The sequence below is a fragment of the Arthrobacter sp. SAFR-179 genome (assembly GCF_059414945.1).
Window position 1 is genome coordinate 113,035 of record NZ_JBPFDM010000013.1, and the last position, 19,175, is coordinate 132,209.

A 19,175-nucleotide genomic window follows, 5' to 3' on the forward strand; every position below is an offset into this window, starting at 1 on the left:
AACCGTTGACCAGCGATAGTTACCGACATATCGTTAACTATCGCTGATGAAGCAGCGAAGACCTCAAAAATGAAAGGACCATGCCACCATGAAAGGCATATTCGACGACAGGAATCCGGGCCCCGAGTTTGGCAAGGGGCGCTTCGAGCGGGGGAGGGGCCACAGGGGACCGCACGGGCACCGGGGCCCGGGCTTCGGCCCCGGTTTCGGACCTGGATTTGGGCCTGGATTTGGACCCGGTTTTGGCCCGGGATTCGGGCCCGGTTTTGGTCCGGGTTTCGGACGGGGAGGCAGGCGCGCCAGCCGCGGCGATGTCCGCGCCGCCATCCTCTCGCTCCTGGCGGAGGCGCCCTCCAATGGTTACGGACTGATCAAGACCATCGCCGCAAAGACCGGCGGAATGTGGCGGCCAAGCCCGGGCTCCATTTACCCCACGCTGCAGCAGTTGGTGGACGAGGGCCTGATCGAGGCGCTGAGCGAAGGGCGCGGCACCGAGTTCGCCCTTACCGACGCGGGCAGGGCCTACGTGGCGGAGCACGCCGAGGAGATGGAGAACGCCTGGAACGCCGAACCGGACAGCGCGGACAGGGACTTCCACCAAAGCATCGGCAAGCTCCTGGGCGCCATCCACCAGTTCCGCACCGGTGTGACGCAGGAGCAGCGTGCTGCTGCCATGGAGAAGATGGACGAAACCCGCCGCGCGCTTTACAAGATCCTTGCGGACTAGGACCTACGCGAAGGAATCTTCCTTGGCATGCCGTTCTGCGGGAGCCGCTGCGGTGGGGATGTGCGCCTGTGCCTGGCGCAGGGGATTGAAGCCTGCTCCAATCTCGCCGAACGCATAGGCGGTCTCGGCGTGCTCGGACAGGTCCACGCCGGCGGTCTCCGCCTCATGGCTGACGCGGAAGCCCACAGTGTTGTTGATGACCCGGGCAATGACCGCCGTGCCAATGCCTGACAAGAGCAGGGTGATGACGACGGCGGCAGTCTGGGCGATGAGCTGCTGGACACCGCCGCCGTAGAAGAGGCCGCCGCCCTGGCCGTCCACAGGCAGGGCGATGAAGCCCAGCGACAGGGTGCCGATAAGGCCGGCACCGAGGTGCACGCCCACCACGTCCAGCGAGTCGTCAAGGCCGAAGCGGTACTTGAGGTCCACGAAAACGCAGCACGCCGCTCCGGCCACCAGGCCCAGTCCGATTGCTGCAACCGGGCTGATGTTGGCGCAGGAAGGCGTGATGGCCACCAAACCTGCCACAACACCTGAGGCGGCACCCAAGGAGGTGGGGTGCCCGTGGCGGACCTTCTCGGTGATCAGCCAGGTGAGCATGGCTGCGGCAGGGGCCACCAGGGTGTTGATCCAGATGAGGCCGGCCTGTTCAACGCTTGTTGCGGCGCCGCCATTGAAGCCAAACCAGCCGAACCACAGGATGGCCGCGCCCAGCATGATGAACGGCAGGTTGTGGGGGCGGTGGTTGGGGTCCTTTGCGAAGCCATGGCGCTGGCCCACGATGACCGCCAGCACCAGCGCGGCAGTTCCTGAACTGATTTCCACTACAGCGCCGCCGGCGAAGTCGATCACCTGGCCAAAGATTGCGGTGACGGCTCCGCCGGCACTCATCAGGCCGCCACCCCACACCATGTAGGCGAGGGGGCAGTAGATCAGCGTGATCCATACGGGCACGAACAAGGCCCAGGCGCTGAACTTGGCGCGGTCTGCGATGGCGCCGCTGATGAGGGCCACTGTGATGATGGCGAACGTTGCGCTGTAACCGGCCTTGAGGAGGTCCGGCGAACCCATCAGGTTCTGCAGGCCGAAGCTGGTGAAGGGATTTCCAAAGAGCCCCAGGAAGCCGTCGCCGGTGGTCATCGAGTAGCCCCAGAGAACCCAGACCACACCGACGATTCCTGCTGAGATGAAGCTCATCATGATCATGTTCAGTGCAGCCTTGGCACGGGTCATGCCGCCGTAGAAGAGGCCAAGCCCGGGGGTCATCAGCAGTACCATGGCGGCCGAAATCATCAGCCAGACGTGTTGGGCAGTGATTTCCACCGGTGGGTCCCTTCGCAACGTGATCTTGGCCCAGGGTCCCTTTTGGCCCCGGGGCATTTCCCCCGGGATCCATTTTTGGCGCCGCGTGTTTCAGCCAGTGCCGCTTAAAGTTGCGGCCACGTTACACAAATTGCTCCGGCGTGAAGTTCACGTGTCCGGTATGTTTCGGGCATGTAAACGGCTCCTCAGGCCGCAGGCGCCCGCGGCAGCAATTTCCGCGGAGGTTCCCCTTCACGACGGGCCACCCGGCCCGCCCAAGGTGAGAAACGCCGTCGTACGCTCCTGTGCCTTCTGTTTCAGAGCCGTGAACGGCGCCTCACGGGATTAGAACCTGCGGGCGTTGGACAGCACCGGCAGCTTGGCCCGGACGTCATCCACGGTTGCGGGATCAATATCGACGACGGCGAGTTCGGGCTTGCCGCCTAGTGCCACCAAAGGTTTGCCCAAGGGGGTGACAACAGCGCTGTGGCCTACTCCAGTGGGAGCCGTACCCGCCGGACCGGCGCCAATGCTTTCGGGATCACCCTGGCCGCAGGCAACCACAAATGTTGTGCTGTCCAGCGCCCGGGCGCGCACCAGCAGGTCCCACTGCTCCGCCTTGCCCTCACCGGCGCCCCAGGAAGCACACACGATATTCACCTGCGCACCTGCATTGGCGTTCGCCGTGAAGAGGCCGGGGAAGCGCACGTCGTAGCAGGTGGCCAGGCCGAGCACCGTCCCGTCCAGCTCAAAAGTCACCGGCGCTTCCCCTGCATCAACCGTCTTGGACTCTGTAAATCCAAACGCGTCGAAAAGGTGGACCTTGTCATAGGAAGCCTCCACCCCGGGACCGGTGACCAGCAGCGTATTGCGGACGCGGCCGTCCTTCCCGGGAGTGAACATGCCGGCCACGATCGTGATGTCCAGGTCCTTGGATATCCTGCGCACCTCGCTGGCCCATGGGCCGTCAAGCGGCTCGGCAATGTCCTTCAGGGAGTGGCCGAAGGCGCGCATCGTCGCCTCGGGAAAGACCACTAACTGCGCGCCGGCGTTCTTCGCCTGGGCGGCGTAGTCCCATACCAGTTCAAGGTTGGCGGCGGTATCGGCACCGCTGATGATCTGCGCTACTGCGATCCGCATTACTGCCGGTAGCCCTCAACCTCGCTGATGGGGCGGGCCTCGGCGTCGTTCGGGTTTTCGCCCGACTCCTTCTTGGCCCGGCGCTGGCGCAGCAGGTCCCAGCACTGGTCCAGGCTTTCCTCCACGTACTTCAGGCGTGCCTGGTCCGGTGCCTGCCCGTCCCCGGAACCCTCGCGCAGCGAGTGCTCCTCCTCCACCAGGGCCTGGATGTGCGTCAAAATATCCTGATCGTTCATGGCTTCCCCTTTACTCCGGTCCGGTCTCCTTCAGCGTACGGATCAGGTGCTGAAGCCACCAGTCCCCGCGCTGTACCATCAACTTCATGCCCACTGCGCTCGATATGGCAGGTCCCATCCTGGAAGTGCTCACCTGGTTGTGCCTGCCCGCCGGATTGGGGCTGCTGTTCTACACCGGTTTCCTCCGCCGCTTCGTGCATCCGTGGGAGGTGGCCGAGGCCGTGGTGTATTCCGATTCCACCGGGGTGGGGTTCCGCTGGTTCGACCGGAAGCACCAGGTGCACAACGCACCCATGTCCCCCTACGACATCCGGGACATGGCGGTGGGGGACACCCTGCCCATCTATTACCACCCCAAGCGCCCAACGCAGTGGCAAACCACCACTCCGGAGGAAGCGGGCAGGACGGCCTCGGTCCTGGGCCGTTGCCTGACGGCGATCGGTTCGGTGGCGCTGCTGGCCGGCTTCGTCCTGCCGATGTTCTAGCTGACTGATGTTCTAGCTGACCAGGACCACCACAATGCCCAGGCCGCCGAGGACGACTCCGGCGAAAGCGGTCCAGAGCACCGCAGTCAGGTCGGCCTCGATACTTTCGCCCGCCAGGCCGTGCGACCTCGCCTGGTACCGGCGGCGCTGCGTGAGGTAAATGGCAAGGGCGGCGCTCCCGGAAATCACCGGCAGCACCAGGATGGGCGGCCCGTACGTGGGAAGCCAGCGCAGGAAGAAGGCGCTCGCCGTCACCAGCGCCAGCATGGTCCGGCCCCAGGCGAGGGCGGTCCGTTCGGGCTGCAGGCCGGGATCGCCATGGTGGCCGGGGGCGCGGGATGCCACAGGCTCAGCGCCAGAGGATAAAGACCAGTACGACGGCGGCAGCCAGCGCGCCTGCCCCGGCCAACAGGGGCACGAAGAGCGGCAGGGGCAGCGGGGCATTGGTGCGCATGCTCCGTTCCACCCGAAGCCACCGCACGGCGGCACCACCACTGAGCATCATGCCCAGCAGGAGCAGGAGGACGGCCAGGCCTTTCCGGACCGGCTCGATGAAAAGGCCGGACGTGAACGCCTCGATGGCGATGCCACCCGCCAGCAGCGCGAGCGACGTACGGATCCACGCCAGGAAGGTGCGCTCGTTGGCAAGCGTGAAGCGGGGGTCGGGTTCCTCGCCGCCGGGCAGCAGCCGTTCGGCGATTCTTCCGCGCGGCGGCGGCCCTGCCGGTCCGGGCGGCTGCTCACTGTTGGTCACCGGGCCAGTTTAGCCGTGGCCTATGCGCCGCTCCGCGGGGCAAACATGATCACGGCGACACCCAGCAGGCAGACCAGGGATCCTGCGATGTCCCACCGGTCGGGGCGGAAGCCGTCAAAGGCCATGCCCCATGCCAGGGAACCCGCCACAAACACTCCGCCATAGGCTGCCAGGATCCGGCCGAAGTGCGCGTCCGGCTGCAGGGTGGCCACGAAGCCGTAGGCCCCGAGCGCAATCACGCCGAGGCCGGCCCACCACCAGTCCTTGCCTTCCCGGACGGCTTGCCACACCAGCCAGGCGCCGCCGATTTCCGCTGCAGCCGCCAGCACGAACAGCCCAATGGTCTTGAAAATACTGACGGTTTCTTCCGGAATACCCACGCAGCCATCATGCCAGCCGGGAATGCCGCCGCCGGCCGCGCAGTTGGGGAAGGTATGGAGCGCATAGGATTCCTTTCATTCGGCCACTGGGGCCCCGGCCAGGGTTCCCAAACCAGGACAGCGGCGGACGCCCTGCTCCAGGGAATCGAACTGGCGGTTGCCGCTGAAGAACTTGGCGTGGACGGCGCATTCTTCCGCGTCCATCACTTCGCCAGGCAGCAGGCATCGCCTTTTCCCCTCCTGTCGGCCATCGCCGCCCGCACCAGCCGCATCGAAGTAGGCACGGGCGTCATCGACATGCGCTACGAAAATCCCCTGTACATGGCGGAGGAAGCTGCCGCGGCGGACCTGATCAGCGGCGGCAGGCTGCAGTTGGGCATCAGCCGTGGTTCACCCGAGCCCGCCCGGGAGGGTGCGTCAGCCTTCGGCTTCCTGCCGCATCCGGGGGAGACCGATGCGGACATGGCCCGGCGCCACACCGCCGTGTTCCGCAAGGCCATCACGGGGGCCGGCATGGCGGAGGCGGACCCCCGGTACGCCGGCGGTGCCACCGGCCTCTTGCCCATCCAGCCGCAGTCTCCGGGCCTGTCAGAACGGATCTGGTGGGGCGCCGGCAGCAGGAAGACCGCCATGTGGGCGGCGGAATTGGGCATGAACCTGATGAGCTCCACGCTGCTCACCGAGGACACCGGCGTTCCCTTCCATGAACTCCAGGCCGAACAGATCCAGCTGTTCAGGGACGCGTGGGCGGCGGCAGGCCACGCCCAAACCCCCCGCGTTTCGGTCAGCCGCAGCGTCCTTCCCATCGTGGACGAGGAGGACAACTACTACTTTGCCGGCAGCGCGCTCCGGGACGGCCGCGACCAGGTGGGCGTCATCGACGGGCTGACCGCCAGGTTCGGGAAGAGCTACGTGGGCGCGCCGGACGTCCTGGCGGAGCAGCTGGCCGCCGATACGGCCGTGCAGGCGGCAGACACCTTGCTGCTGACGGTTCCCAACCAGCTGGGCGTGGAGTTCAACGCCAAGTTGCTGGGCAGCATCGTGGAGCACGTCGCCCCCGCCCTGGGCTGGAGCCGCAGATAGGGGTGTGGGAACCAATTGTGAGACCGAACCGTTACTCTTAGAGTGCGGCGTGGGGGCTTCGCGCCTACAACTAGTGTGTGACTGCGGAACGGTCATATGACGGAGAGAGAGATATATGGCTCACACCGCCCTAGGCTTTAACGCATGATCCGGCTACGTCAGCTGGCCCAGGCGGCCTCAGTGCTTACTACCCCTTTGGCGCCCGAAGACATTCTGGCGCTGTTCAACCCCGTCTACTCAGCCAGGCAATTGCGCGGCGTGGTGACCCGGGTGGTCCAGGAGACCGCCCAGTCGGCCACCATCTTCTTCCGCCCAGGCCGCGGCTGGAAGGCGCACCTGGCAGGACAGTGGGCGCGCATAGGCGTCGAACTCGACGGCGTCCGCCACTGGCGCTCCTACTCCCTCAGCGCCCCGGCCGGAAAAGACCCTGCCATCACCGTCACCGACGTCGGCGCGGTCTCCGGCACCCTGGTGCGCACCACCAAACCCGGCGACGTCCTGTTCCTGGCTCCGCCCCAGGGCGACTTCGTGCTCCCGGAGCACCCCCGCCCCCTCCTGATGGTCACCGCGGGCAGCGGCATCACTCCGGTGATGTCGATGATCCGTACGCTCGTGCCGCGGCGCCCGGACGCCGACGTCGTACTGGTCCACTCCGCACGTACCCCAGGTGACAGCCTGTTCCGTGAAGAGCTGGCCGAACTCGCCGACCAGTTCCCCAACTTCCGGCTGGCGCACTGGTACACCGGCGAACAGGGCCGCATGGACTTCTCCAGCACCAAGGAGCTGGACGAGATCTGCCCCGACTGGAAGGACCGGGCCGCCTACGCCTGCGGCCCCGACAGTTTCCTGGACGACGCCGAAGCCCTCTGGAAGCGTGCCGCGCTGACCACCCGGGCGCCCGGGACCGACGTCGCCGTTGCCGGCGAGGCCGGCAACCTCATGATCGAACGCTTCAACACCACCTTCAATGCCGGCGTAGGACACGACGGCGGCCTGGTCACCTTTGAAGCGTCCGACCGGGAAGTGGAAGCCGACGGCGACACCCCCATCCTGGATATCGGCGAGGACGCCGGGGTGCTGATGCCCAGCGGCTGCCGCATGGGCATCTGCCACAGTTGCCTCACACCGCTCCTGGCCGGGCAGGTCCGCGACCTGCGGACCGGGGAAATCCATGGCGAACCAGGCCAACTGATCCAAACGTGTGTCTCGGCAGCCGCCGGGCCCGTCAACCTCGAACTCTGAGGAGCAGTACGTATGTCTGTCATCTCACCCACCAAGACCACTGCCGCCGGAGGAGCCAGCGCCGGTACCTCACGGACGCGGCCCGGCAAGCTCGCCGAATCCGGCAGCCCCGCCGTCCGGCCGCCTGCCGCCGCGCACCTCACCGACGAACAGGTTGCCGAGCTGGGCCGCGAACTCGACGCCATCCGGGACGAGATCCTGGGCAAGCGCGGGGCCGAGGATGCCGCCTACATCCGCCGGATGATCAAGATCCAGCGCGGCCTGGAAATCTCCGGCCGCGCCGCCCTCCTGGTCAGCAAGAACAAGGCCGCCTGGGTCACGGGCACCACCCTGCTCAGCCTGGCCAAGATCCTGGAAAACATGGAACTCGGCCACAACATCCTGCACGGCCAGTGGGACTGGATGCGGGACCCGGACATCCACTCCACCACCTGGGAATGGGACTTCGTCACCCCCTCACGGTCCTGGCAGCATACCCACAACGACCTGCACCACCGCTGGACCAACGTGGTGGGCAAGGACAACGACGTCGGATACAACCTCCTCCGGATGGACGAGAACCAGCCGTGGAAGCCCATCAACCTGGCCAACCCGCTGTTCAACGCCATCCTGGCGCCGGTCTTCGAGTGGGGCATCGCCATTTACGACCTCGAGCTGACCGAGTACAAGGAAGGCACCAAGTCCAAGGAGGCCCTGCTCAAGGACCTCAAGGCGCTGGGCAAGAAGGTTGTCACGCAGTTCACCAAGGACTATGCGGCCACCCCCGCCGTCGCAATGCTGACCGGATCCGCCAAGCAGGCCCTGTTCGGCACCATCACTGCCAACGCCGTCCGCAACGTGTGGGCCCACGCGGTCATTTTCTGCGGCCACTTCCCGGAAGGAACCGACACCTTCACGGAAGAGATGGTCGACGGGGAAACCCGCGGGGACTGGTACGTGCGGCAGATGATCGGCTCGGCCAACATCTCGGGTTCCAAGTTCATGCACCTCATGACCGGCAACCTCTCGCACCAGATCGAGCACCACCTCTTCCCGGACCTGCCCTCCAACCGGTACGCCGAGGTGGCGCCCAGGGTCCGCGAAATCTGCCAGCGCTACGGCCTGAAGTACACCACCGGCCCGCTGCTGAAGCAGGTGGGGTCGTCCTGGGCCAAGGTCTTCAAGCTGGCACTGCCCGGCAAGGCTGCCCGGGCCTAGGCAAGACCTGGACAAAAAATGCACCTCCGGTACCGGGAACCACCCGGGACCGGAGGTGCATTTTTGCCGCATAATTGATCCCACAGCCGCCGCGGCCATGGAGGAATCATGCGGATTCTCGGAACACTTATCGTCATCTGGCTAATCATCGGCGGCGTGGCCGCCTGGCAGCGCGGTTACTTCGGCTCGGCTCCGGGAAATTGCGCCGAGGCCAGCACTATAGCGTTGACCATCGCAGCCGGACCGTTGAACTACATGGGCGCCAACCCCCGGATATCATGCGAGCTTCCGACGCCTTCCCGGTAGCGCGCGGCATGGCGGACCACCCTAGAGTAGGAACTGCAGGGCCAAGCACTGCCCGGCTCCCACCGATTCCACAGCCTCGAAAGGACCGCCTCCATGGCTTTCATCACCGTAGGTACCGAGAACAGCACTGACATCGAGCTCTACTACGAGGACCACGGGTCGGGCCAGCCTGTCGTGCTGATCCACGGCTACCCGCTCGACGGCGCCTCCTGGGAGAGGCAGACCACCGCGCTGCTGGATGCCGGTTACCGCGTGATCACCTACGACCGCCGCGGGTTCGGGAAATCGAGCAAGACCACCGAAGGGTACGACTACGACACCTTCGCGGCGGACCTCAACACGCTCCTGACTGCCCTGGACCTCAGTGAGGCCGTGCTGGTGGGCTTCTCCATGGGCACCGGTGAGGTGGCACGGTACCTGGGCAATTACGGATCGTCCCGGGTTGCAAAGGCCGCATTCCTCGGATCCCTGGAGCCGTTCCTGCTCAAGACGGATGACAACCCGGACGGCGTCCCTCAGGATGTGTTCGACGGCCTCAAGGAGGCGGTCACGGCGGACCCATACGCGTTCCTGGGCGACTTCTTCAAGAACTTCTACAACTCCGACGCCTTCCTGGGGACCCCGCGCCTCAGCCAGGAAGCCGTCAACGCCAGCTGGAACGTGGCCGCCGGAGCGGGGGCGACCGCCTTGGTTGCGGCACAGGCCACGTGGGTCACGGACTTCCGCGGCGACATCCCCAAGATCGACGTTCCGGCACTAATTCTGCACGGCACCGCGGACAACATCCTGCCCATCGACTCCACCGGCCGGCTGTTCGCCAAGGCCCTCCCGAGCGCTGAGTATGTGGAGATCGAGGGTGCCCCGCACGGCCTGCTGTGGACCCACGCGGCAGAGGTCAACCAAGCCCTGCTCGGTTTCCTTTCGAAGTAGGGATCGGCAAACGCGGATGGCGACGGCGGGATCCCGCCGTCGCCGTCTCCGTTTGCCCCGTTAACAGCAGGATTTGCCCGTGGTGTGCGGCTCCTGTGAAACCGGCGGCGCCGGCGCTGCGAGCTGTCCGGCGAGCTCCCGGAGCTCCCGAGGCCGGAAAGGCTTGGTGAGGTAGCCCGCGGCCCCCGAGGCCATGCCCGCCAGCACGTCGTCGCCCTCGGAACGGGCCGTCAGGAACAGCAGGGGCGCGCTGCTGACCTCCCGGATGGCGCGGGCCACTACATGCCCGTCAATGTCCGGCAGGCCAAGGTCCAGGGTCACCAGGACAATGGCGGGATCGGCGGCGGCGGCGATGGCCTCAGCCCCCGTGCCCACGGTCCTGACCTCAAAGCCCGCTTGTGTGAGGACCACTTCGATCAGTCCGCAGATATCGTCGTCATCTTCCACGACAAGGCAAACACGTTGCTGTTCCATCAGGCCCCCCGGCGAAAAGTTGGCATCAGTCTACCGGCGGAAACGCTTGCCGCGGACCGCCGCGTCCATTGTGGAACTAGCCGTCGTAATGCGTCCGTGCCGGTCCCTGTCCCAAGGCGTTGACCACGGCGGCTGCCACGTCATGCAGCTTCGTGTTCCGGGTGCTGGAAGCAGTCTTCAGGATGTCGAAGGCGTCCTGCTGGCTGCACCGGTTCTGGGCCATGATGATGCCCACAGCCATGTCGATAACTGTGCGGGACTCAAGGGTGGCCCGAAGGTTCGCGGCCGTTTCGCTGTAATGGGCAAACCGCACCGCCAGGCGGAGGGCCAGCGAGGTCTGGCTGACGAAATCCTCGGCGAACTTCAGCACCCGGCCTTCAAACCGGTGCGCGCGGCGGGAGTACAACAGCAGGGACGCCTTGGTTTCCCCTTCAAGGCGGAAAGGAACGGCTGCCACGGAGCGGACCCCTTGGGCAACGGCGGCCCGGGAGTAGTCTGGCCAGCGGTCATCGGCGGTGAGGTCCGGGGCGTGGACAATCTCCTGGGCGGTGGAAGCCGTCAGGCCCGGGGTATCGCTGAAGCTGTGTTCAAGCCCTCCGATCGACTTTGCCTCCTGGCTGCTGCTGGCCACAGTGGCGGCTTTGCGTTGCCGGAGAAGGGCGATGGCGCACAGCATTTCGTCGCCGGGTTCGGAGAGATTGCGTGCGGAGACTTGTGCCAGTTCATTAAGGAAGTCCTCAACGTCGGAGCTGTTGAGGACTAGTTCATGCAGGTGCTTTGTAATCGATGTATCAGTTTTTGCTGTTGACTCGCTGGCCACGGTTTTCTGGTGCCATTCGTTCAGGTCAAAACGAGCCGGCAACACGCGAACCCCCAACTGGGTGGGGAGCCGGTGATGGTCGCTGGATCGACGAACTTTCCAACGGCCTGCTGCTAAACCGATAACCAGAAGTATATACATTCCCCGGCCGCCCACACTGTCAGATTCGCTGCCTCCAAATGCGCTCAGGCTGGCGCAGGGCCAGCCATGACCGGCACAATGAAGCAGGCGCCGGTGCTGCTGCGGGCTGGCCCTGGGACCAATGGCTGCCCGGCAGCGGAGGGACGGGAACATGACCAGGCTGCTCATTATTGGCCCGCCCGGGTCCGGCAAGGGAACGCAGGCCGAACACCTGGCGCGGCATTTCCGGGTTCCGGCCGTTTCCACGGGGGACATTTTCCGCAGCAACGTCACCCAACAGACCGAGCTGGGAAACCAGGCCGCCACGTACCTGGACGACGGCCATTTCGTCCCGGACCATCTCACCAACGCGCTGGTCAGGGACCGACTCCTGGAGGGCGACGCGGTGCAAGGGTTCCTGCTGGACGGCTATCCGCGGACAGCGCACCAGGCAACGGAACTCGACCGCATGCTTGCGGCCCAGGGGCATGTGCTGGATGCCGTGATCGAACTGCAGGCACCCGACGCGGAACTGGAGCAGCGCATGCAACGCCGGGCCCTGGAGCAGGGGCGCACGGATGACACCATTGACGTCTTCAGGCGCAGGCTGGACCTCTACCACCGGCAGACGCATGAAGTAGTCTCGGTGTACGCGGGCCGGGGCATTCTTGTGTCCGTCAACGGCAGCGGGGACCCGGGCGGGATTACTGCACTGGCGATCGCCGCCGTCGAAAAGTTCCTTGCAGCCCCACGGCCCCCGTCCTGACCGGAACACGCACGGTGAAGCACTCGAGCAGAAGGAAACACTGATGAGAATTGCCGTTACAGGCGGAAGCGGAAAACTCGGGCGGCACGTGGTGCGCCGGCTGGCCGACGACGGCCACCAGGTCCTCAACCTGGACCGCGCGGGCGCCCGCAGCCCCGGACTGCTGGTGGTGGACCTGCGCAACTACGGCCAGGTAGTGGACGCGTTGCTGGGCGTTGATGACCGGCACAACGGGTTCGACGCTGTGGTGCACCTGGGTGCCATTCCCGCCCCGGGCATCCTTCCGGACGCAGCCACCTTCGAGAACAACATGCTCTCCACCTACAACGTCTTCCAGGCCGCACGGCGCGCCGGCATCAAGAAGGTGGTGTACGCCTCCAGTGAGACCGTCCTGGGGCTGCCGTTCGACATCGACCCGCCCTACATCCCCGTGGATGAGGAATACCCGCCGCGCCCGGAAAGCACCTACTCGCTGGTGAAGCGCCTGGAGGAGCAGATGGCCGTGGAGATGACGCGGTGGGACCCGGAGCTGAGCATCACGGGCCTGCGGTTCTCCAACGTCATGGACGAGGCAGATTACGCCAAATTCCCCTCCTTCGACGCCGACGCCACCCTGCGGAAATGGAACCTGTGGGGCTACATCGACGGCCGGGACGGCGCGCAGGCAGTAGTGCGGGCTCTTGAGAACGCCCAGCCGGGGTTTGAAGCCTTCATCATCGCCAACGCGGACACAGTCATGAGCCGGTCAAGCGCCAGCCTGGCCGCCGAGGTCTTCCCCGACGTCAAGGTGACCAAGGAACTGGGTGAGCACGAAACGATGCTCTCCATCGACAAGGCGCGGCGCCTGCTCGGTTTCGAGCCCGAGCACAGCTGGCGAAACCACGTGGGCGCCGCCGCCAGCGCCGGAGGAAACCAGGAATAGATACCGGTCCGCAGGAACCGCCAAGGGTTGGCGAAGGATCATCCAAGGAGCCGGAAGCCGCGTGCTTCCGGCTCCTATCCTTTTGGTACAGCCACCCCTTTCCCGCCTCCTGAAGGACCCCAAAATTCGTACCCGCTTCCTTGCGCTGCCTGCCCTCACGGCGCTGCTCTCCGCCGTCGCCCTTTCCATGGCATCCCCGCCGGCGGCCGCTGCTCCCGCTCCTGTTGCCGGTGCCGGCCGTTACATCGTCCAGTACGCCGCCACCGCTGACGTCGCAGCAGAGGTTGCCGGACTGCGCGGCCAGGGACTCGCCGTCGGCCGTACCTTCGAACATGCCCTCCGCGGCGCCGTCATCACCGCCAGCCCTGCCCAGGCGGCGGCACTGGCCAAATCCGGAAAGGTCCTGTCCGTGGAGGCCGACGCCCCGGTCAAGGTCTCCGGGACCGAGCAGCCTGCGCCCTGGGGCCTGGACCGCGCGGACCAACGGGCCCTCCCACTCTCCGGTTCCTACTCCTGGACCGCGGCCGGTGCCGGCGTGACCGCGTACGTGGTGGACACCGGCATCCTGGCATCCCACACCGACTTCGGCGGCCGGGTGGCAGCAGGCTGGACCGCCGTGGCGGACGGCAACGGAACCACCGACTGCAACGGCCACGGCACCCACGTGGCCGGAACCGTGGCCGGCACCACGTACGGCGTGGCCAAGAGCGCCACCCTGGTGCCGGTCAGGGTGCTCGATTGCGCCGGGTCCGGCTACAACTCGGACGTGGTGGCAGGCCTCGACTGGATCACCGCGAACCACGTTGCCGGCACGCCCGCCGTGGCCAACCTCAGCCTGGGCGGGGCAGCCAGCAGCACGGTGGACGCCGCCATCCAGGCAGTCCTCAACGACGGCGTCACCACCGTGGTTGCCGCCGGAAACTCCGCCGTGGACGCCTGCACCGCTTCACCCGCCCGCGTCCCGGGGGCCATCACCGTGGCAGCCAGCGACTCCGCCGACAAGCAGGCATCCTTCTCCAACTTCGGGTCCTGCGTGGACCTCTATGCTCCCGGCGTAGGCATCACCTCCGCCTACTACACCTCCACCACCGCCACGGCGTCCATGTCCGGGACCTCCATGGCCGCGCCGCACACCGCCGGAGCCGCCGCCGTCGTGCTGTCGCAGAACCCCGCCCTGGCGCCGGCTGACGTGGCTGCAGCCCTGGTGTCCAATGCCACTCCCGGGGTGATCGCCGGTGCCTCCACCGGGACCCCGAACCGCCTGCTGTACGCCGGTGCAGCGGCGCCTGCCCCTGCTCCTGCTCCTGCTCCTGCGCCCACTGTCACCTCCGTTTCGCCGGCACCCAAGGCCGCGGCAGTCGCCTCCGGTGCGAACGTAGCAGCCACCTTCAGCACTGCCGTGCAGGGCGTGTCCGCCGGGACCTTCGTGCTCAGGAATGCAGCCGGCAGCAGCATCGCGGCCACTGTCGCCTACAACGCCACCACCATGACCGCAACCCTTGACCCGGCAGCAAACCTTGCCCCGGACGCAAGCTACACGGCCACCCTGACCGGCGGAACCTCGGCCATCCGTGATGCCGCAGGCACCCCGCTTGCCTCCACCAACTGGACGTTCACCACCGGCCCGGCGCCCACCGTCACCAGCTACTCGCCGGGCAGCAACGCCCTCCTGGTCCGCAGGAGCAGCAACATCAGCGCCACCTTCAGCGAGGCCGTCCAGGGCGTGGGCACCACCACCTTCACCCTTAGGAACTCCGCTACCGGAGCTGTGGTGGCGGCGTCGGCCTACCGCAACGGCACCACCAACCAGTGGATCCTGGACCCCCAGGGTCCGCTGGCCGCCAAGACCCGGTACACCGTGACCCTGGCCGGCGGGACCGCCGGCATCCGGGACCTGGCCGGAAATCCGCTTGCGGGCCGGAGCTGGCAGTTCACTACCGGCTCGTTTTGACCCGGTGATGGAGTGAATGGCCCAACCCCGGGATAATCTTCACCCTAGGCATTCATCACGGCACGCATCTTCCGCGGCGTAGGGACGGGCAGCACATTGGCGCAGAAATCAGCAGGTTCCGCAGTTTCTGAACGAAGCGCGGGCAGGTGGCGTGTCTTCCACGAGAAGTTCGTGGTGGAGGAACGCTACGTGGACCCTGCCGACCGGCGCGGTCTTTACCGGGCGTCCATCATCCTGGCCGTCGTGGGGGTGGCACTCTTCATTGCCACGCTGATCAGCGTGGTGCAGGCCGACGGCCTTTCCGCTGCGGACGTTCCCGTGCATGACTGGCTCCTCACGACGCGTTCAGGCGCCGTTACTGCCATCATGATCTTCCTGGCGGTGTTCTTCGGCCCCATCGCACTGCCCATCATCGTGCTGGTGGTGATCCTTGTCTGGGGATTCGCAGCGAAGCACGCCTGGCGCCCCATCCTGCTCGCGTCCGCCATGCTGACCGGCGTGATCATTTCGCAGATCATCCTCCACATCGTCCAGCGCTCGCGGCCGCCCGTGGACCAGATGCTGTTCGGTGCGGACCAGACGTTCTCGTTCCCGTCCGGGCACGTCCTGGGAGCCTGCGACTTCCTGCTGGTGGGGGCCTACCTGATCTTCTCCCGGCGCCGGAACCGGCAGGCGGCAGTGTTCGGATTCATCGGGGCCGGAATCGGGATCATCCTCGCTATCGTCAGCCGGCTGTACCTCGGATACCACTGGCCCACGGATGCCCTTGCGTCGTTCTCGCTGTCGCTGCTGATCCTCGGCGGCGTCATCGCGCTGGACACCTGGCGGACTGCCAGAATCCCCGGGGAGTCAGTCACCGGAGAGCTGTCAAGGGCCGAGTCGCCGCACGAATAAAGTCCAGCAGGGATACTGCATTCACTGCGGCCGCGACCTGGCCCGCTGGAGCGCCCGGTGCAGTTTGACGTTGGCCGCCTCCAGCTCCAGGACCTTGGCGACGCCTGCCAGGTTCAACCCCTCCTGCAGGAGCTCGGCGATCCGCAGCAGCACGGCTATGTCGTCGTCACTGTACTGCCGCGTGCCGCCCGCTGTCCGCGACGGCGTCAGCAGCCCCTTGGTTTCGTAAAGCCTGATGTTCTGCTGCCCGGTTCCCGTCAGCTCCGCCGCCACCGAGATTGCATACAGGGCCCGCGGACGGGGGGAACGGCCAGCCCGTCCTGCAGCAGGATCTGCCATCGTCTCTCCCCAAAAATCGCGCCGCCGGTGTCTTGCTTCAGTTTTGCACGGGTGCTATAAAAAATCTATATCCACTGCCATAGATTACGGCGGCGGTGGGTAGCCGCAGTTCCAACACCTGGAAGCTAAGGAGTGGGAAATGATGTTGATGCGCACCGACCCGTTCCGTGAGCTGGACCGGCTCACGCAGCAGGTTTTTGGCACCGCCGCCCGGCCGGCCGCCATGCCCATGGACGCCTGGCAGGAAGACGGGGAATTCGTGGTGGCGTTCGACCTTCCCGGTGTGAAGGTGGACTCCCTGGACCTGAACGTTGAACGGAACGTCCTTACCGTCAGGGCCGAGCGCCAGGACCCCACGCAGCCCAACGTGGAGCTCATCGCCTCTGAGCGTCCCCGTGGCGTGTTCAGCCGCCAGTTGATCCTGGGTGACACCCTGGACACCGGGAAAATCAAGGCAGGCTACGACCAGGGCGTCCTGACCCTGCGGATTCCGGTTGCCGAGCAGGCTAAGCCGCGCAAGATCGAGATCCAGACCCAGCAGGGCGAAAAGCACCAGATCAAGAGCTAGAACCATGCTTTCGTGCCGGCGCCCCTGTCCCGTATGCAGGGGCGCCCGGCGAAACAGGAGGCAGGGATGACTGAAGTTCCCGACTACTACGCCATCCTGGGCGTAGGCAGGGATGCCGGCCGGCAGGAAATCTCCCGTGCGTACCGGGCTCTCATGCGCAGCCACCATCCGGACCTGGACGGCGGGCGGGCCTACGGGGACACGGAAACGATGGGGAATACGGTTGCGACGACGGGCAGTTCCGGGCAGGGGGACGAACTTCTCCGGATCATGCAGGCATTCAACGTGCTGCGCGACCCGGTGCGCCGCGCCGACTACGACAGGAACCTGGCGGCAGCGGCGCCCACCATTATTCCGGTCCGGAAAGTCCGCAGGAGTGGCGGACCGTCCGGACCAGCCATCCGCGCCACCCCGGTGCGGTGGGAAAGCGGACCCTGGTCCTGAGCCGGGGCAGGGCCATTCAGCCAAGGAGGCAGAAGACTGCATGAGCGACTGGCGGCGTTACGATTCACACCTGATTCCTGCATTCTTTGAGCGCTTTGAGCAGCGGTGGGGTGAGGGAACCGCACCCTTCCTGGACCCGGAAGCGCACGAACAGCCGCTGCCGCGCGCGCAGTGGATCAACCCCGCCACGGGTGCCGCGCTGGCGGTTGTCCCGGTCTGGACCGCAGACGAGACGCAGCAGCGCTCCTTCGGGGTGTTCTACCTCCCGCCGGCCGGCGACATCTGGGTCCTGCGGCCCGGCTATACCGCGTACCTGGAGCCGTCCGACGGCGACACTGAACACCTGGTGACCCTGCGCAATGATGCCTTCCGCAAGGCAGTGGCGCACGCCAAGGAGTTCCTTTTCGGTTCCCAGTAGGCGCCGGCCCGGCGCGGAGTCGCTGCTCGTCAGCGGACCCCTGCTGTGCCATCCTGAGACGTACCCTGACTCCCGTGACATAAAGGCTGGCCCCAATGCACATCTCCGCCAAGGACCTCGCAGCGCTCATCCCTCCGGGGTTCACGCTTGGCGTCGCAACCGCAGCATTCCAGATTGAAGGGGCGCTGGACGAGGACGGCCGGGGACCCGCGGGCTGGGACAGGTTCGCCGCCCGGCCCGGCGCGATCGTGGAAGACCACAGCCCGGTAGTGGCCACGGACCACTACCACCGGATGCCGCAGGACGTGGCACTCCTGAAGCAGCTCGGCGTCGACTCCTACCGGTTCTCCTTCTCCTGGCCCCGTATCCAGCCCGGCGGCACCGGCCCGGCCAACCGGGCGGGCCTGTCGTTCTACGATCGGCTCCTGGATGAGCTCCTGGCCAACGGAATCTCGCCCATGGCCACCATCTACCACTGGGACACTCCCCTGGAACTCGATGAGGCGGGCGGCTGGATGAACCGCGACACCGCGTACCGCCTGGGGGACTATGCCGCGCTCGTGGCGGAGGCTTTCGGTGACCGGGTGGCCCGCTGGGTGACCATTAACGAGCCGGCCACCGTCAGCGCCAATGGCTACGCATTTGGCCTGCACTCGCCCGGCAAGGAGCTGGCCCTGGGCGCCTTCCCTACCGTCCACCACCAGCTGCTGGGGCACGGGCTCGCCGTCCAGGCCCTGCGCGCCGCGAAGGTGCCGGGCGAGATCGGCATGACGAACGTTTACTCACCCATGGTGCCGAACTCGATCAACCCCCTGGACAGGATCAGTGCCGGGCTCATGGACCTGGGCCAGAACCGGCTCTACGCGGATCCTGTCCTGACGGGCAAGTACCCCGACCTGATCCGTGCGGCCAAGTTCTTCAGCTCCTTTGAGCATCCCGAAGAGGACATGGAAATCATTTCCCAGCCCCTGGATTTCTATGGGCTCAACTACTACATGCCCACCAAGGTGGCGGCGGGACCCGGCGGCGGTACGGTGCCGTCAAGCATGGCCGAGGCCATGGGCAGCGACCTCAGCGCAACGGGCAGCGGCACAACGCCGTTCCACGTCGAAACCTGGCCAGAAGCAGACATCACCGCCTACGGCTGGCCAGTCAAGCCCGAGTACATGGCAGTGGCCCTGAAGGAGATGGCGGAGCGGTACCCCAACCTGCCGCCCGTGATCATTACCGAGGGCGGGGCGAGCTTCGAGGACATCATTGTCCGGGACAAGTCCACCAACACCCGGTTCATCCCGGACGAGCGCCGGCTGAAGTACATCTCCGACCACCTGGAGACCGCCCTGCGCGCCGCAGCGCCCGGCGGCGTGGCCGAGTCCCTGGACCTGCGCGGCTATTACGTGTGGTCCTTCCTGGACAACTTCGAGTGGTCCGCCGGCTACAACCAGCCGTTCGGGCTCCTGCACGTGGACTTCGAAACGCTCGAGCGCACGCCCAAGGCCTCCTATTTCTGGTTCCAGGAGCTCATCGAGGAACGCGACCTGGCTGCCGCGGCCGGGGCGGCGATCGCGCAGGCAGTGGTTCCGGATCTTCTGGACAGCGATGATCTAGTGGACAGTGAACTGCCCGACGACGGCGCGCCCCTGGGTGCCGGCGCCAAATAACGGACAGCCCAGTAAT

Annotated in this window: 24 protein-coding genes; 15 read left to right on the forward strand and 9 right to left on the reverse strand. The window is 66.1% G+C overall.

Annotation, left to right across the window (positions count from 1 at the left end):
- Nucleotides 1–88: 88 nt before the first annotated feature.
- Nucleotides 89–727 carry a PadR family transcriptional regulator gene (locus ACR65K_RS18120; protein WP_440154390.1) on the forward strand — a complete coding sequence of 213 codons (639 nt, stop codon included), beginning with the start codon at nucleotides 89–91 and terminating at the stop codon, nucleotides 725–727.
- A gap of 3 nt (nucleotides 728–730) precedes the next feature.
- On the opposite strand, the gene ACR65K_RS18125 is transcribed toward ACR65K_RS18120, so the two are convergent.
- The 3 genes from ACR65K_RS18125 to ACR65K_RS18135 all read right to left on the reverse strand — a co-directional run bounded on the left by ACR65K_RS18125 (nucleotide 731) and on the right by ACR65K_RS18135 (nucleotide 3,405).
- Nucleotides 731–2,050, reverse strand: a complete 1,320-nt coding sequence (locus ACR65K_RS18125; RefSeq protein WP_440154391.1) for an ammonium transporter — start codon at nucleotides 2,048–2,050, stop codon at nucleotides 731–733.
- A 324-nt stretch (nucleotides 2,051–2,374) separates the two neighbouring features.
- On the reverse strand, nucleotides 2,375–3,169 hold the full coding sequence (locus ACR65K_RS18130) for a carbon-nitrogen hydrolase family protein (RefSeq protein ID WP_440154392.1): 795 nt from the start codon (nucleotides 3,167–3,169) through the stop codon (nucleotides 2,375–2,377).
- Nucleotides 3,169–3,405, reverse strand: coding sequence for a DUF2630 family protein (locus ACR65K_RS18135; RefSeq protein ID WP_056330013.1), 237 nt, complete (start codon nucleotides 3,403–3,405; stop codon nucleotides 3,169–3,171). The genes ACR65K_RS18130 and ACR65K_RS18135 overlap by 1 nt, the downstream gene beginning before the upstream one ends.
- Nucleotides 3,406–3,491: 86 nt before the next feature.
- Between ACR65K_RS18135 and ACR65K_RS18140 the strand changes: the two genes are divergently transcribed.
- Nucleotides 3,492–3,890, forward strand: coding sequence for a hypothetical protein (locus tag ACR65K_RS18140; protein ID WP_307087666.1), 399 nt, complete (start codon nucleotides 3,492–3,494; stop codon nucleotides 3,888–3,890).
- A 12-nt stretch (nucleotides 3,891–3,902) separates the two neighbouring features.
- Here ACR65K_RS18140 and ACR65K_RS18145 read toward each other — a convergent pair whose 3' ends face one another.
- The 3 genes from ACR65K_RS18145 to ACR65K_RS18155 are packed head-to-tail and all read right to left on the reverse strand — an operon-like array spanning nucleotide 3,903 to nucleotide 5,024.
- Complete coding sequence (locus tag ACR65K_RS18145; protein WP_440154393.1) at nucleotides 3,903–4,235, reverse strand: DUF202 domain-containing protein; 333 nt, start codon at nucleotides 4,233–4,235, stop codon at nucleotides 3,903–3,905.
- 4 nt (nucleotides 4,236–4,239) lie between these two features.
- Nucleotides 4,240–4,644: a YidH family protein gene (locus tag ACR65K_RS18150; RefSeq protein ID WP_440154394.1), complete on the reverse strand. Its 405-nt coding sequence runs from the start codon at nucleotides 4,642–4,644 to the stop codon at nucleotides 4,240–4,242.
- Nucleotides 4,645–4,664: 20 nt separating this feature from the next.
- Nucleotides 4,665–5,024 (reverse strand): YnfA family protein, encoded by a 360-nt coding sequence (locus tag ACR65K_RS18155; protein ID WP_440154395.1) that lies wholly within the window; start codon nucleotides 5,022–5,024, stop codon nucleotides 4,665–4,667.
- Between the two features lie 54 nt (nucleotides 5,025–5,078).
- On the opposite strand from ACR65K_RS18155, the gene ACR65K_RS18160 reads away from it, so the two are divergent.
- The 5 genes from ACR65K_RS18160 (at nucleotide 5,079) to ACR65K_RS18180 (ending at nucleotide 9,782) form a co-directional block, all read left to right on the forward strand.
- On the forward strand, nucleotides 5,079–6,107 hold the full coding sequence (locus ACR65K_RS18160; protein WP_440154396.1) for an LLM class flavin-dependent oxidoreductase: 1,029 nt from the start codon (nucleotides 5,079–5,081) through the stop codon (nucleotides 6,105–6,107).
- Between the two features lie 144 nt (nucleotides 6,108–6,251).
- A complete protein-coding gene (locus tag ACR65K_RS18165; protein WP_056330028.1) occupies nucleotides 6,252–7,349 on the forward strand; it encodes a ferredoxin reductase in 1,098 nt (365 codons plus the stop codon).
- Nucleotides 7,350–7,361: 12 nt separating this feature from the next.
- Nucleotides 7,362–8,546, forward strand: a complete 1,185-nt coding sequence (locus ACR65K_RS18170; RefSeq protein ID WP_056330031.1) for a fatty acid desaturase family protein — start codon at nucleotides 7,362–7,364, stop codon at nucleotides 8,544–8,546.
- Between the two features lie 108 nt (nucleotides 8,547–8,654).
- Complete coding sequence (locus tag ACR65K_RS18175; protein WP_440154397.1) at nucleotides 8,655–8,852, forward strand: hypothetical protein; 198 nt, start codon at nucleotides 8,655–8,657, stop codon at nucleotides 8,850–8,852.
- A 93-nt stretch (nucleotides 8,853–8,945) separates the two neighbouring features.
- Nucleotides 8,946–9,782 (forward strand): alpha/beta fold hydrolase, encoded by an 837-nt coding sequence (locus ACR65K_RS18180; RefSeq protein ID WP_440154398.1) that lies wholly within the window; start codon nucleotides 8,946–8,948, stop codon nucleotides 9,780–9,782.
- 60 nt (nucleotides 9,783–9,842) lie between these two features.
- Here the strand turns inward: ACR65K_RS18180 and ACR65K_RS18185 are convergent, their stop codons facing one another.
- Nucleotides 9,843–10,256 (reverse strand): response regulator transcription factor, encoded by a 414-nt coding sequence (locus tag ACR65K_RS18185; RefSeq protein ID WP_440154399.1) that lies wholly within the window; start codon nucleotides 10,254–10,256, stop codon nucleotides 9,843–9,845.
- Between the two features lie 76 nt (nucleotides 10,257–10,332).
- Entirely contained in the window at nucleotides 10,333–11,076 is a 744-nt protein-coding gene (locus tag ACR65K_RS18190) for a GAF and ANTAR domain-containing protein (protein WP_056330043.1), read from the reverse strand.
- Nucleotides 11,077–11,368: 292 nt separating this feature from the next.
- Between ACR65K_RS18190 and ACR65K_RS18195 the strand changes: the two genes are divergently transcribed.
- The 4 genes from ACR65K_RS18195 to ACR65K_RS18210 all read left to right on the forward strand — a co-directional run bounded on the left by ACR65K_RS18195 (nucleotide 11,369) and on the right by ACR65K_RS18210 (nucleotide 15,729).
- Nucleotides 11,369–11,962 (forward strand): adenylate kinase, encoded by a 594-nt coding sequence (locus tag ACR65K_RS18195; RefSeq protein WP_056330321.1) that lies wholly within the window; start codon nucleotides 11,369–11,371, stop codon nucleotides 11,960–11,962.
- A gap of 43 nt (nucleotides 11,963–12,005) precedes the next feature.
- Nucleotides 12,006–12,884: an NAD-dependent epimerase/dehydratase family protein gene (locus ACR65K_RS18200; protein ID WP_440154400.1), complete on the forward strand. Its 879-nt coding sequence runs from the start codon at nucleotides 12,006–12,008 to the stop codon at nucleotides 12,882–12,884.
- A 61-nt stretch (nucleotides 12,885–12,945) separates the two neighbouring features.
- Nucleotides 12,946–14,835, forward strand: a complete 1,890-nt coding sequence (locus ACR65K_RS18205; protein ID WP_440154401.1) for a S8 family serine peptidase — start codon at nucleotides 12,946–12,948, stop codon at nucleotides 14,833–14,835.
- A 96-nt stretch (nucleotides 14,836–14,931) separates the two neighbouring features.
- Entirely contained in the window at nucleotides 14,932–15,729 is a 798-nt protein-coding gene (locus tag ACR65K_RS18210; protein ID WP_440154402.1) for a phosphatase PAP2 family protein, read from the forward strand.
- 21 nt (nucleotides 15,730–15,750) lie between these two features.
- On the opposite strand, the gene ACR65K_RS18215 is transcribed toward ACR65K_RS18210, so the two are convergent.
- Complete coding sequence (locus ACR65K_RS18215) at nucleotides 15,751–16,068, reverse strand: MerR family transcriptional regulator (protein WP_440154403.1); 318 nt, start codon at nucleotides 16,066–16,068, stop codon at nucleotides 15,751–15,753.
- Nucleotides 16,069–16,210: 142 nt separating this feature from the next.
- On the opposite strand from ACR65K_RS18215, the gene ACR65K_RS18220 reads away from it, so the two are divergent.
- The 4 genes from ACR65K_RS18220 (at nucleotide 16,211) to ACR65K_RS18235 (ending at nucleotide 19,159) form a co-directional block, all read left to right on the forward strand.
- On the forward strand, nucleotides 16,211–16,636 hold the full coding sequence (locus tag ACR65K_RS18220; RefSeq protein ID WP_440154434.1) for an Hsp20/alpha crystallin family protein: 426 nt from the start codon (nucleotides 16,211–16,213) through the stop codon (nucleotides 16,634–16,636).
- A 66-nt stretch (nucleotides 16,637–16,702) separates the two neighbouring features.
- Entirely contained in the window at nucleotides 16,703–17,080 is a 378-nt protein-coding gene (locus ACR65K_RS18225) for a J domain-containing protein (protein ID WP_440154404.1), read from the forward strand.
- A gap of 40 nt (nucleotides 17,081–17,120) precedes the next feature.
- Complete coding sequence (locus ACR65K_RS18230) at nucleotides 17,121–17,498, forward strand: hypothetical protein (RefSeq protein WP_440154405.1); 378 nt, start codon at nucleotides 17,121–17,123, stop codon at nucleotides 17,496–17,498.
- Between the two features lie 95 nt (nucleotides 17,499–17,593).
- Nucleotides 17,594–19,159, forward strand: coding sequence for a glycoside hydrolase family 1 protein (locus ACR65K_RS18235; RefSeq protein ID WP_440154406.1), 1,566 nt, complete (start codon nucleotides 17,594–17,596; stop codon nucleotides 19,157–19,159).
- The last annotated feature ends 16 nt before the right edge of the window (nucleotides 19,160–19,175 follow it).

What these genes read in the sequence shown, in the direction of transcription:
- ACR65K_RS18160 (WP_440154396.1), top strand. Translation starts at nt 5,079, where the DNA reads ATGGAGCGCATAGGATTCCTTTCATTCGGCCACTGGGGCCCCGGCCAG.
- ACR65K_RS18180 (WP_440154398.1), top strand. Translation starts at nt 8,946, where the DNA reads ATGGCTTTCATCACCGTAGGTACCGAGAACAGCACTGACATCGAGCTC.
- ACR65K_RS18200 (WP_440154400.1), top strand. Translation starts at nt 12,006, where the DNA reads ATGAGAATTGCCGTTACAGGCGGAAGCGGAAAACTCGGGCGGCACGTG.
- ACR65K_RS18185 (WP_440154399.1), bottom strand. Translation starts at nt 10,256, where the DNA reads ATGGAACAGCAACGTGTTTGCCTTGTCGTGGAAGATGACGACGATATC.
- ACR65K_RS18140 (WP_307087666.1), top strand. Translation starts at nt 3,492, where the DNA reads ATGCCCACTGCGCTCGATATGGCAGGTCCCATCCTGGAAGTGCTCACC.
- ACR65K_RS18130 (WP_440154392.1), bottom strand. Translation starts at nt 3,169, where the DNA reads ATGCGGATCGCAGTAGCGCAGATCATCAGCGGTGCCGATACCGCCGCC.
- ACR65K_RS18215 (WP_440154403.1), bottom strand. Translation starts at nt 16,068, where the DNA reads ATGGCAGATCCTGCTGCAGGACGGGCTGGCCGTTCCCCCCGTCCGCGG.
- ACR65K_RS18120 (WP_440154390.1), top strand. Translation starts at nt 89, where the DNA reads ATGAAAGGCATATTCGACGACAGGAATCCGGGCCCCGAGTTTGGCAAG.
- ACR65K_RS18220 (WP_440154434.1), top strand. Translation starts at nt 16,211, where the DNA reads ATGTTGATGCGCACCGACCCGTTCCGTGAGCTGGACCGGCTCACGCAG.
- ACR65K_RS18165 (WP_056330028.1), top strand. Translation starts at nt 6,252, where the DNA reads ATGATCCGGCTACGTCAGCTGGCCCAGGCGGCCTCAGTGCTTACTACC.
- ACR65K_RS18235 (WP_440154406.1), top strand. Translation starts at nt 17,594, where the DNA reads ATGCACATCTCCGCCAAGGACCTCGCAGCGCTCATCCCTCCGGGGTTC.
- ACR65K_RS18135 (WP_056330013.1), bottom strand. Translation starts at nt 3,405, where the DNA reads ATGAACGATCAGGATATTTTGACGCACATCCAGGCCCTGGTGGAGGAG.
- ACR65K_RS18225 (WP_440154404.1), top strand. Translation starts at nt 16,703, where the DNA reads ATGACTGAAGTTCCCGACTACTACGCCATCCTGGGCGTAGGCAGGGAT.
- ACR65K_RS18175 (WP_440154397.1), top strand. Translation starts at nt 8,655, where the DNA reads ATGCGGATTCTCGGAACACTTATCGTCATCTGGCTAATCATCGGCGGC.
- ACR65K_RS18170 (WP_056330031.1), top strand. Translation starts at nt 7,362, where the DNA reads ATGTCTGTCATCTCACCCACCAAGACCACTGCCGCCGGAGGAGCCAGC.
- ACR65K_RS18195 (WP_056330321.1), top strand. Translation starts at nt 11,369, where the DNA reads ATGACCAGGCTGCTCATTATTGGCCCGCCCGGGTCCGGCAAGGGAACG.
- ACR65K_RS18230 (WP_440154405.1), top strand. Translation starts at nt 17,121, where the DNA reads ATGAGCGACTGGCGGCGTTACGATTCACACCTGATTCCTGCATTCTTT.